The following is an 11,253-nucleotide window of genomic DNA, read 5'->3' on the forward strand; positions in this document are numbered from 1 at the left end:
CGTGGTGTCTCACGGCGGAAGTGGTGTCTCGGCGAAGGAGGGGCCGGCTCAGCGCGGGGTGCGGCTCAGCGCGGGGCGCGCATCAGGTCGGCGACGTGGGCGCGCAGCGCCTCGGTGAGCGACGGATGCTTCGCCGCGAACTCCGCATCGAGGGCGGCGATGCGTGCCCCGGCATCCGCCAGCAGCCGGTCGCCCGCGCGCGTCACGCGCAGGTGCGAGGCCGCGCCCGCTCGCTCGGTGTCGTCTTCGACGAGTCCGTCCTTCTTGAGTCCCGCCACCGCGACGTGCGCGCTCGGTGCCGTGATGCGCGAGCGGCGCGCGAGTTCGCTGAACGACAGCCCCGGCATGGCGCGGATGTGCCCGAGCAGCGCGTAGGTGCGCGAGGTGAGACCCACCGGTTTCAGCGCCTCGGCGAACGCCGCCTGCCACGCCGCCGTCACGGTCAGCAGCGCGACCGTGGGGCTGAACGGGGGCGTCTCGGACATCTGTTCAGGCTACCCGGGTCGCCCCTGGCATCCGTCCGCCCCTTCGTCTCCGGCATCCGACCCCCACCACCCGCACAACTTCGGAGACCCGACACGACACGCCGGATGCCGGGGGCGCCCGGCCGGCGTGTCGGCGACGATCTCCGAAGTTGTGCGGGCGAGGCGACCCCGGCAACCCGGTTGCACCCGACTTCAGCCGCGCTTCAGCAGAAAGGCAGCACACTGGAGGCATGCGCATTCTGGTGGTCGACGACGAGGTGCGTCTCGCCGACGCCGTGCGCCGCGGGCTCGAAGCCGAAGGGTTCGCGGTCGACGTCGCCCACAACGGGGTCGATGGGCTCTGGCGCGCCCGCGAGACCCGCTACGACGCGATCGTGCTCGACCTGATGATGCCGGGCATGAGCGGGTGGAAGGTGTGCGAGGCGCTGCGCGCCGAGGAGAACTGGACGCCCGTGCTCATGCTCACCGCCAAGGACGGCGAGTGGGACCAGGTCGAGGCCCTCGAGACCGGTGCCGACGACTACGTCACGAAGCCGTTCTCGTTCGCGATCCTCGTCGCCCGGATCCGCGCCCTCGTGCGCCGCGGGGCGGTCGCACGCCCGGCCGTGCTCGAAGCCGGAGACCTGCGCCTCGACCCCGCCGCCCACGACGTCTGGCGCGGCGAGACACCGATCACCCTCACCGCCCGCGAGTTCTCGGTGCTCGAGTACCTCATGCGCCACCGCGGGCAGGTGATCTCGAAGCGCACCCTCATCGAGGGGGTGTGGGACGACGACTTCGACGGCGACCCGAACATCGTCGAGGTCTACGTCGGCCACCTGCGGCGCAAGGTCGACAAGCCCTTCGACCGCGAGGCCATCGAGACGATCCGCGGCGCCGGATATCGATTGGCGGCCGACGGTGGCTAGGCGCGGCTGGCGGTCGGTGCGCGGGCGCACCACGCTCGGTGCGACGGTCGTCGTGGCGGTGGCGCTGGCGATCGGCGCGGTGTCGTTCTACGGCATCCTGAGCGGGAGCATCCATTCGGCGACCGAGCGCTCCGCCGAGCAGCGCCTCGACGAGCTCGCCGAGCGGCTCGACCAGCCGGGCGGTCGCGGGCCCGACGGCGCCGGCGGTCTCGGCGGGCTCGCCGGGCTCGACGACGAGATCGTGCAGATCATCGCCGACGACGGATCGGTGCGCGCCGCCAGCGAAGAGGCGCGGGATGCCCTCAGCTCGACCGTTCTGCCCGTCACCGACGACGCGATCACGATGACCATCGACGACGAACCGATGCTCGTGCTCTCGGACGACCTCGACGACGACCGGACCCTCGTGCTCGCCGTCTCGGTCGAGAACGACGCCGAGACACTGTCGACCGTCGCGGTTCTGCTCACCGTCGCCGTTCCGCTGCTGCTGCTGCTCGTCGCCGTGACGACGTGGCTCGTGACCGGACGCGCGCTGCGGCCGGTCAGTCGCATCCGCGAGGAGGTCGACGGCATCACCGCCGAGCGCCTGCACCACCGGGTGGCGGTGCCCGACTCCGCCGACGAGATCGCGGCACTCGCGTCGACCATGAACGGGATGCTCGATCGGCTCGACGCGTCGGCGACGGCTCAGCGCAGATTCGTGTCGGATGCTTCGCACGAACTGCGATCGCCCCTCGCCGTGATCCGCCAGCACGCCGAGCTCGCCCAGGCCCACCCCTCGACCACGAGCATCGGCGAACTGGCCGAGGTCGTGTCGGACGAGGGTCTGCGGCTGCAGGGCATCGTGGAATCGCTGCTGCTGCTCGCCCGCCTCGACGAGGGTGCCGGCTCGGTGCACGAGCCGGTCGACCTCGACGACATCGCGCTCGGCGAAGTGCGGCGACTGCGCTCCTCGGGGATGGAGGTCGACGGGTCCGGCATCCGCGCCGCCCGCGTCGAGGGTGACCCGCGCCTGCTCGGGCAGTTGCTGCGCAACCTCGCCGACAACGCGGCCCGGCACGCGCAGGGTTGCGTGGCGATCGCGGTCGCACCCGCCGACGGGTACGTGTTCGTCACCGTCGAGGACGACGGCGCGGGTGTGCCGGTCGACGAGCGGGAGCGGGTGTTCGAACGCTTCGTGCGCCTCGACGAGGCGCGAAGCCGCGACGCCGGCGGCAGCGGACTCGGGCTCGCGATCGTGCGGGGTATCGCCGCGGCCTCGGGTGGAACGGTCGCCGTCGACGATTCCCGCTGGGGCGGCGCTCGGTTCGTCGTGACGCTGCCGCTCGCGCGATAGCGGCACGGTTTGTCGGGGCGGGACGCTTCGACAGGCTCAGCGACCCAGTTCCGTCAGCGACCCAGCGCGACGGGTCCCTGAGCCTGTCGAAGGGCCCACTGCACGGAGCCGCGTTCCTGAAGACCGCTTCAGGACGCTTCAGGGTGGCTTCAGCGGTGTCGCGGGAGCATGAAGCCATGAACGACAACACCCCGAACCCCGACCAGACGCCCGAGTCCACGCCCGACGCTCCGACGGTCCCCGTGACCCCGACGACGGATGCCACGACGCCCGCACCGACCGCACCCTCGGCCGAAGCATCCGCCGCCCCTGCCGCTCCCGCCCCGAAGCCGGGACGCAAGCGCGCTCTGCTCATCGGCGGAGGAATCGCCGCGGCCGTGGTGCTCGCCGGCGGCGGTGTCGCCATCGGAGCGGCGATCGGCGACGACTTCGGTGACGACGACGACCGCCCCTCGATGTCGGACGGCCAGCGCCACGACGGCGACCGCGGAGACGACCGCGGACAGGACGACCGCGGCGACGACCGCTCCGACGACGGCGCACCGCAGCAGGGCGGCCCCGTGACCGGCATCGGTTCGGACTCCGCCGACGAGATCGTCGAGATCGCGGATGCCGCCCGCGGCGCCGCCGACGGCGAGGTCACCTCGATCGACGCGAAACGCGACGGCTCGTGGGAGGTCACGCTCGAGACGGCATCCGGTGACGAGTCCGAGGTGCGCGTCACCGCCGACCTCGCGACGAGCATCGTGTCGACGGATGCCGCCGACGGTGACGACACCGGGCCCTCGCTGACCCTCGACGAGGCGACCATCCGCTCGCTCGTCGCCGCGGCGCTCGACGAGGCCGAGGGGCGCATCACCGACCTCGACGTCGACGACGACAGCGTCAGCCCCTACGACGTGTCGGTGCTCACGAGCGACAACCGCTCGATCGACATCGACGTCGACAGCGCCTTCGCCGTCGTCGGCACCGACCTCGACGACTGAGGCCCGCGCCGGGGCGGATACGATGCAGGGATGAGCGCTATCGACGACGTCTCCATCGGCGGTGAGGTGATCCGCCTCGGCCAGTTCCTGAAGTTCGCGGGACTCATCGACTCCGGCGGCGACGCGAAAGAGGCGATCATCGACGGCTTCGTGAAGGTCAACGGCGAGGTCGACCGCCGCCGCGGGCGCCAGCTGCACGACGGCGACCTGGTGTCGTTCGAGGCCCGCACGGTGCGCGTACGCCCCTGACCCGATCCGCCTGGTCGGCTCGGCGAAGTGCCCGAGCGGGGCCGACACTAATTCAGGACGAACGGCCCGCCACGGGCACGAACGGGCCGTTTCGGGGCCTCGAACCCCAGTTCGTCCTGAGTTATGACCGCAGGCCGGTTCACAACTCCTCAAAAAGTGAGGGTTTCGGCAGTGATCCGGGCCGTGCGGCTCCTCGCGGCCGCGGTTTTCAGGAGTTATGAACGGCGCGGGCCGAACACGAGGGGCGGATGCTCCGCTCAGACCGCGAGCAGCCGCCGAGGTGCGACCGCCTCCACCACCGGCACCTCCGCCTGCGCCGATGACGCCCCCGCGACCCCCGCGACCGCACCGAGCGCCCGGTCGAGATCCGCGACGAGGTCGTCGAGGTCTTCCAACCCGATCGACAACCGCAGCAGACCGGGGTGGATGCCGGCGGCGGCGAGCTCGTCGGCATCGCGCAGCACGTGCGTGGTGGTGGCGGGGTGCAGTACGAGAGAGCGCACATCGCCGAGATGGGTCATGCGGGTGAAGACGCGCAGGGCGTTCGTGAAGGCGCGAGCCCCGTCGACCCCACCGCGCACGGTGACGGCGAGCACCGCCCCGAATCCGCGGGTGAGGTAGCGGCGGGCGACGGCGTGGTGCGGACTCGACGGCAGCCCGCTGTAGTCGACCGACTCGACCTGCGGATGCCCCTCCAACCAGCGCGCCAGGTGCAGTGCCGAGTCGGACTGCCGTTGCACGCGCAGCGACAGCGTCTCGATCCCCTGCAGGATGAGGAAGGCGTTGAGCGGCGACGGCACCGGCCCGTACCGCATCGCGACGCGGCGGGCGAAGTCGAGGAACGCCGCGTGCGGCAAGCGCTCGGCGAAGGTGAGTCCGTCGGGCCCGGGCGTGCGGGCGATCTGCGGGTAGGCGTCGGCGTGGGCCGCCCACGGGAACGTTCCGCCGTCGACGATGACCCCGCCCAGCACCGTGCCGTGACCGGCGAGGAACTTGCTCGCCGAGTGCACGACGATGTCGGCGCCGTCTTCGAGGGGCCGCAGCAGATAGGGCGTCGCGAGCGTGTTGTCGACGACGAACGGAATCGCGTGCCGACGGGTGAGGCGGGCGAGGGCGGCGACGTCGAGCACGTCGTTCTTGGGGTTGGGGATCGATTCGGCGAACACCACACGGGTGTTCGGACGGATGCCGCGCTCCCACGCCGCGAGGTCGTTCGGCTCCGCGATGAAGTCGACGGTCACACCGAGGCGGGCGAGGTCGTCGCGGAGCAGTTCGCGGGTCCCCTCGTAGATGCTCGACGAGGAGAGCACGTGGTCGCCGGTCGAGACGAGGGCGAGGATCGTGGTGGCGACCGCGGCCTGTCCGCTGCCGACGAGCAGTGCCCCGGAGCCCGACTCGAGATCGGCGATGCGGCGCTCCGCGGCGGCGTTCGTGGGGTTGCCCACGCGCGTGTAACTGAAGCCGTCGTCGGTGCCCGCGAAGCGCGCATGCGCCTGATCGAAGTCGTCGAACACGAAGCCCGCGCTGAGGTGGATGGGTGTCGCGCGTGGCGCGTGCGGCCCGTCGTACCGCTCCCCCGCGTGCAGCTGCCGCGTGCTGAATCCGAGGCCGCTCATGACAGCACCGACTCCGGCACCCGGCGCTCGGGCCGCGCGCGACCGAACCGCTCGCCGAGCGTGCTCTCCTCGTACGCGCGCCGGGTGAGGCCCCGCAGCTGGAGCTCGGGCACCACCTGGTCGACGAACTCGCGGAACCCGGTCGGCTGCGTGAGCGCCTGCACGACGAAGCCGTCGGCGGCGCCGGTCTCGAAGCGCTCCTGGATGTCGTCGGCGATCTCGAACGCCGTACCCACCGACACCGACTCCCAGAACGACTCGGCGTACAGCTCCCGCGCCGTCAGGCGCTCCCCCGCCTGCAGCCGCGCGAGGCGCCGGTTCGGCGACTTCGACTCGTTGGCGATGCCGGCGGCGACACCGCCCGCGGCATCCGACTCCACTGCGATCACGGCATCCGGGTCCGGGCCCAGCACCTGCCCGATCGAGTGCGCGACGTCTTCGACGATCAACGCGTCGGGTGTCGACGCGAGGATGCGTGCGGCCTCGGCCCGGGCATCCGCCGTCGTCTCGCCCACGACCGGGCGGTACTGCGGCAGGATCGCGACGTCTCCGGGGTCGCGCCCGTGGGCGACCACACGCGCCTTGAGCCCGGCGGAGAACCGCTGCGCCTCGGCGAGCGGCAGCGAGCGGGCGAACACGGCATCCGCGGTCGCCGCCGCCAGCTCCTGCCCGGCCTCCGACCCGCCGGCCTGGAAGAGGAGCGGATGCCCCTGCGGAGGTCGCGCGATGTTGAGGGGCCCGCGCACCGCGAAGTGATCGCCTCGGTGATCCGTCACGTGCAGCTTCTCGGGGTCGGCGAACAGCCCGCTCGTGCGATCGGCGAGGATCGCATCGTCGGCCCAACTGTCCCAGAGCAACTGCACCACGTCGACGAACTCCCGCCCGCGCTCGTACCGCAGCGCGTGGTCGAGGTGCGCATCGCCGCCGAAGTTGCGGGCCTCCTCGGGGTAGCGCGAGGTGACGAGGTTCCAGGCGGCGCGTCCACGGCTGATGTGATCGAGCGAGGCGAGCGCGCGGGCCACGTGGTACGGCTCGTTGTAGCTGGTCGAGACCGTGGCCGCGAGCCCGATCCGGCTCGTGCGCGCGGCGAGCGCCGACAGCAGCGTGAGCGGTTCGAGCCGGGTCTGACCGTAGTGGTCGATCCCCGAGGTGAAGCGATCCCAGAAGTACAGCCCGTCGGCGAGGAAGAGCGTGTCGAAGATGCCGCGCTCGGCGGTCTGCGCGAAGTCGGCGTAGTAGTCGATGTCGACGTGCCGGTGCGGCTCGGCGTCGTCGTGACGCCAGCCCGAGACGTGCGACCCTCCCGGGTGGAAGAGGAAAGCGGCGAGGAGCAGTCGACGGGTCATGCGGCGTACCTTCCGGCGGGGCGGGCGAGGCCGAGGTTCTCGCGCAGGGTGTCGCCCGCGTACTCCCCCGGGTAGATTCCGTGATCGGTCAGGCGGGGCACGATGTGCTCGACGAACCGGGTGAGGGTGTCGGGAAGGGTCGGCGCCATCAGGATGAACCCGTCGGCCGCACCGTTCTCGTACCGCTCGATGAGGTGGGCGGCGAGGGTGTCGGGCGTGCCGACGGTGAAGCGGCGGCGCAGCACCTCCCACGCCAGCTCCCGCAGCGTGTAGGGGCGCTGCGCGAGCAGGTCGGCGATCGCCTTGTACCCCGACTTCGACTGGTTGAACCCCTCGTGATCGAAGTCGAAGGTGAACGTCTCGTCGACGTCGCGCTCGCCCAGATCGACGCCCAGGTAGTGCGCGAGCAGGTCGACCTGCACCCGCTCGGGGGTGAGCTCGGCGAGCTCGCGGAACCGCTCCTCGGCATCCGCTTCGGTGTCGCCGATGATCGGCGAGAACCACGGCAGCACCTTCAGATCGTCGGCCCCGCGGCCTGCGGCGAGCGCCCGCCGCTTGTAGTCGTCGTAGAGCTTCTGACCCGAGGCGAGCGATCCACCGCCGAGGGTGAAGACGGCATCCGCCGTGCGACCCGCCAACGCTCGGCCGGCCTCCGACGCCCCGGCCTGGAACAGCGGCGGATGCCCCTGCACCGGGCGAGGGATGTTGAGCGGGCCGCGCACGGCGAAGTGCTCGCCGCGATGTTCGAGCACGTGGAGCTTCGAGCGGTCGGCGTAACGCCCGGAGCTCTTGTCGAAGACGAAGGCGTCGTCGTCCCAGCCGTCCCAGAGACCGTTCACGACGTCGACGAACTCGGCACCGCGCTCGTAGCGGATGCCGTGGTCGAGGTGCGTGTCGCGGCCGAAGTTGCGGGCTTCCTCGTCGCTCGCGCTGGTGACCAGGTTCCATGCCGCGCGGCCGTGGCTGAGGTGGTCGAGCGAGGCGAGCTTGCGGGCCACGTGATACGGCTCGTTGTAGGTGGTCGAGACCGTGGCGGCGAGGCCGATCTTCGTCGTCAGCTGCGAGAGCGCGCTGAGCAGCGTGAACGGTTCGAGGCGCACGTTGGTGCCGTGCTCGATGCCCGAACGGAACCGATCCCACACATACAGCTCGTCGGCGAGGAACAGTGTCGCGAAGCGCCCGGACTCGGCGGTCTGCGCGAAGCGGGTCCAGTAGTCGAGGTCGAGGTACGACGACGCGTCGGCGCCCGACCTCCAGCCGGTGATGTGCTCGCCGCCCGGGTAGAACACGCCGGCCGCGAAGACGAGGGGCGGGCGGCTCATGCGGCCACCTCCCGCCGGATCGCCGCGTTCAGCGCCGGTGCGACGTCGGAGGTGAAGAGCTCGAGGGCGTCCTTCTGCTGCTCGAGCGAACGGTAGAGGCCATCGAGCTGCAACTGGATCTGCGTCGTGTGGGCGAACGCCGGGTGGGTCGCGATCGACGCCGCGATGTCGTCGGCCGTGCCGTAGTGCAGGTTGAGGCGCTCGGCGATCTGCGCGGTCGAGTCGGCCTGGGGCAGGAAGTCCCGCGCCCACTGCCACTTCGCGATCAGCCCCTCCTCGGCCTGGGCGAGGGCCTCCTCACGCGTGCGGCCGGGGAAGATCCACGTCGAGAGCCCGAGCCGCGGCACCGCCCCCTCGGCGAGACCCCGGTGGTACGCCTCGGCCGACACCTCGCCCGGCACGACCTGGGTGGTGCCGATCAGCACGCCCTCGCCTCGCTGACCGGTCTCGTACGCGCTCTGCGCGGTGAGGGTCGCGTGCCAGATCCGGTCGGCGAGGTCCGGTCGCGCCGGGGCGATCACCTCGCCGTCGACGGTCACGGCCTCGCCGCGCAGGGCCGCGGCCAGCCGATCGACGGCCTCGAGATAGGCCCGGCGGCTCTGCGTGCGATCGCCGATGTGCGGGATGCCGAACGCGGATGCCGTCTGCGGCTGTCCGCCGTTCGCGAGCCCCAACTCCACCCGGCCCCCGCTGAGCGCGTCGAGCACCGCGGCATCCTCCGCCACCCGCAGCACCTGCTCGAGCGGAAGCGTGATCGCCGCCGTGCCCAGCCGCAGTGTCGAGGTGCGCGCGGCGAGGGCGCCCAGGAACACGAACGGCGACGGCAGGCCACCCAGCCGACCGGCATCCGGTTTCGCCAGATGGAACTGACGCACCCACGCCGACCCGACGCCCAGCCCCTCGGCATGGACGAACAGATCGAGGTAGTCGAGATACGTCTGCTCGACCGCGCCGCGATGATCGGCGAGGTGCGCGAACAGACCGATGTGCAGGGAGTCGGTGACGCCGGCGGGCGTGTGCGGGGTTGACATGGCGCCACGTTAGAGCGGCCCCTCGACGAGCGGAACGGTGCGGTTCACGGGGCGTCAACGCCGGTCACGCGGAGACCGCGCGCGTCATCCGGAGTCATGTGTCGTCACCGAGAGGAACCATCGTCGCGCGATCCGGGCGACGGGGCTTTGATGGGCGTGTCATCCGACCGAGGAGGAGAAGATGCTCGAACCCACCGCGACGCTCGTGATCCAGCACGCGACCTTCCTCTTCGGCGCCCGGCCACCCCGAAGGAGGAACACCATGACCGATTCCGCCGTGCTCGACGCCCCCGGCATCGCCACCGACGGCCTCGTGCACCTGACCGCGCACGAGGGAACGGTGGAGGTCTGGAGCGGCGACGAACGCATCGCCACCAGCTCGAACGTCATCGAACTGCACGAGGTCGACGTGCCCACGCGGCTCTACTTCCCGCGCGGCGACGTCGACCTCACCCGGCTGCGCCGCGTCGAGAACACCACGTTCTGCCCGTTCAAGGGCGTCGCCAGCGACTACTGGGCCCTCGCCGACGGTGCGGATGCCTCGCCCGTCGCGTGGTCGTACCCCGAACCCATCAGCGCGTTCACGCCCATCGGCGGGCACATCGCGTTCTACGACTCCCTCGAGATCCGCCCCGTGGGCGACGGCCCCGGCGCAAAGGCCTGACCCGGTGAGCACGGGGACCACCGCACGTCGCGCCGACTACCCGGCCGCCGACCCCGGACCGGTCCCCGTGCGCATCCGCCACTCGAAGGGCGGGGGTGCGCTCGGCTTCTTCGAGACCACCGGCGACGTGCGCGCCTTCACGCACGCGGGGCTCTTCCAGCCCGGCATCCGCACCGATGTCGTCGTGCGATTCTCGGCGACGCTCGGCTATCGGGGCAGCCGCGAGGCCTGGCGCGACCTGCGCGGCTTCGCCGTGAAGTTCCTCACCCCGGACGGCGAGTACGACCTCGTCGGCAACAACTCCCCCGTCTTCTTCCTGCGCGACGAGGCGAAGTTCGCTTCACTCGTCGTCGCCCACAAGATGTACCGCGACGGCTCGGTCTTCGACTACGACCGGCTCTGGGACTTCTGGACCCGCAACCCCGAGTCCGCCCACCAGGTGGCGTGGCTGCTGAGCGACCGCGGCATCCCGCGGTCGTGGCGGCACCAGGACGGCTTCGGGTCGCACACGTTCCAGTGGGTGAATGCCGCCGGTGAGCGGTTCTGGGTCAAGTACCACCTGCGCACCGACCAGGGCATCTCGAACCTCTCCGACGACGAGGCCTCGGCGATCGACGCGACGGAGGTCGACCATCAGCGTCACGACCTGCGCGCGGCGATCGACCGAGGAGAGCATCCGTCGTGGACGCTGTCGGTGCAGGTCATGCCCGACGACGACGCCCGCACCGCCCCGTTCAACGCGTTCGACCTCACCAAGACCTGGTCGAAGGCGTCGTATCCGCTGATCGAGGTCGGCCGGCTCGTGCTCGACCGCAACCCCGACGACGAGGTCGCCGAGATCGAGCAGTCGGCGTTCGCCCCATCGAGCTTCGTTCCCGGCATCGGGCCGAGCCCCGACCCGATGCTGCTCTCGCGCATCGACAGCTACTGGCGCTTCCACCGGCACCGCGTGCAGGAGGGGGTCGCGAGTCGTGCGGTCGCGCCGTTCACGGCATCCGCCCCCGGCTGGGACGACGACCTCGCCGCGCAGGCCCGCGCGTGGGATCCAGCCGACGATTTTCGTCAGGCCGGAGACCTCGTGCGCCGGGTGCTCGACGATGCCGGCCGAACGAGGTTACGCGGTGTGGTCGTGTCGCAGCTCGCCGAGGTCACCGACCCGGCGCTGCGCGAGCGCGCCGTGGAGTTCTGGCGCCGCATCGACGCGGCCGAGGGCGCGGCGATCGCCGCAGAACTCGCCTGATGACCTGCGTGGGTCGCGCATAACTCCGGAGAATCGGGAGGATCGGGCCGGATTCGGCTGTTTCACGGTC

Annotated in this window: 11 protein-coding genes; 6 read left to right on the forward strand and 5 right to left on the reverse strand. The window is 71.3% G+C overall.

Annotated features, from left to right (window positions below; genetic code table 11):
* Window positions 1–65 precede the first annotated feature (65 nt).
* Complete coding sequence (locus KV396_RS06135; RefSeq protein ID WP_247957209.1) at window positions 66–485, reverse strand: MarR family winged helix-turn-helix transcriptional regulator; 420 nt, start codon at window positions 483–485, stop codon at window positions 66–68.
* Between the two features lie 230 nt (window positions 486–715).
* On the opposite strand from KV396_RS06135, the gene KV396_RS06140 reads away from it, so the two are divergent.
* From KV396_RS06140 to KV396_RS06155, 4 genes are all read left to right on the forward strand, one after another.
* Window positions 716–1,393, forward strand: coding sequence for a response regulator transcription factor (locus KV396_RS06140; protein ID WP_247624126.1), 678 nt, complete (start codon window positions 716–718; stop codon window positions 1,391–1,393).
* Window positions 1,386–2,729 (forward strand): HAMP domain-containing sensor histidine kinase, encoded by a 1,344-nt coding sequence (locus tag KV396_RS06145; protein ID WP_247957210.1) that lies wholly within the window; start codon window positions 1,386–1,388, stop codon window positions 2,727–2,729. The genes KV396_RS06140 and KV396_RS06145 overlap by 8 nt, the downstream gene beginning before the upstream one ends.
* A 176-nt stretch (window positions 2,730–2,905) precedes the next feature.
* Window positions 2,906–3,715 (forward strand): hypothetical protein, encoded by an 810-nt coding sequence (locus KV396_RS06150; RefSeq protein ID WP_247957211.1) that lies wholly within the window; start codon window positions 2,906–2,908, stop codon window positions 3,713–3,715.
* Between the two features lie 30 nt (window positions 3,716–3,745).
* Window positions 3,746–3,964: an RNA-binding S4 domain-containing protein gene (locus tag KV396_RS06155; RefSeq protein WP_247624123.1), complete on the forward strand. Its 219-nt coding sequence runs from the start codon at window positions 3,746–3,748 to the stop codon at window positions 3,962–3,964.
* Window positions 3,965–4,221: 257 nt separating this feature from the next.
* On the opposite strand, the gene KV396_RS06160 is transcribed toward KV396_RS06155, so the two are convergent.
* The 4 genes from KV396_RS06160 to KV396_RS06175 are packed head-to-tail and all read right to left on the reverse strand — an operon-like array spanning window position 4,222 to window position 9,279.
* Window positions 4,222–5,580, reverse strand: a complete 1,359-nt coding sequence (locus KV396_RS06160; RefSeq protein WP_247957212.1) for an O-acetylhomoserine aminocarboxypropyltransferase/cysteine synthase family protein — start codon at window positions 5,578–5,580, stop codon at window positions 4,222–4,224.
* Entirely contained in the window at window positions 5,577–6,926 is a 1,350-nt protein-coding gene (locus KV396_RS06165) for an NtaA/DmoA family FMN-dependent monooxygenase (RefSeq protein WP_247957213.1), read from the reverse strand. Before KV396_RS06165 ends, KV396_RS06160 begins: the two co-directional genes overlap by 4 nt.
* Window positions 6,923–8,248, reverse strand: coding sequence for an LLM class flavin-dependent oxidoreductase (locus tag KV396_RS06170; protein WP_247957214.1), 1,326 nt, complete (start codon window positions 8,246–8,248; stop codon window positions 6,923–6,925). Before KV396_RS06170 ends, KV396_RS06165 begins: the two co-directional genes overlap by 4 nt.
* Complete coding sequence (locus KV396_RS06175) at window positions 8,245–9,279, reverse strand: LLM class flavin-dependent oxidoreductase (RefSeq protein ID WP_247957215.1); 1,035 nt, start codon at window positions 9,277–9,279, stop codon at window positions 8,245–8,247. The genes KV396_RS06170 and KV396_RS06175 overlap by 4 nt, the downstream gene beginning before the upstream one ends.
* A gap of 181 nt (window positions 9,280–9,460) precedes the next feature.
* Here KV396_RS06175 and KV396_RS06180 point away from each other — a divergent pair, with 181 nt between their 5' ends.
* Both KV396_RS06180 and KV396_RS06185 read left to right on the forward strand, forming a co-directional pair.
* Entirely contained in the window at window positions 9,461–9,943 is a 483-nt protein-coding gene (locus tag KV396_RS06180) for a DUF427 domain-containing protein (RefSeq protein WP_247624117.1), read from the forward strand.
* A 4-nt stretch (window positions 9,944–9,947) separates the two neighbouring features.
* Window positions 9,948–11,183, forward strand: coding sequence for a catalase (locus KV396_RS06185; protein WP_247957216.1), 1,236 nt, complete (start codon window positions 9,948–9,950; stop codon window positions 11,181–11,183).
* Window positions 11,184–11,253 lie beyond the last annotated feature (70 nt).

It is taken from the genome of Microbacterium galbinum, from assembly GCF_023101185.1.
GTDB classification, from domain to species: domain Bacteria; phylum Actinomycetota; class Actinomycetes; order Actinomycetales; family Microbacteriaceae; genus Microbacterium; species Microbacterium galbinum.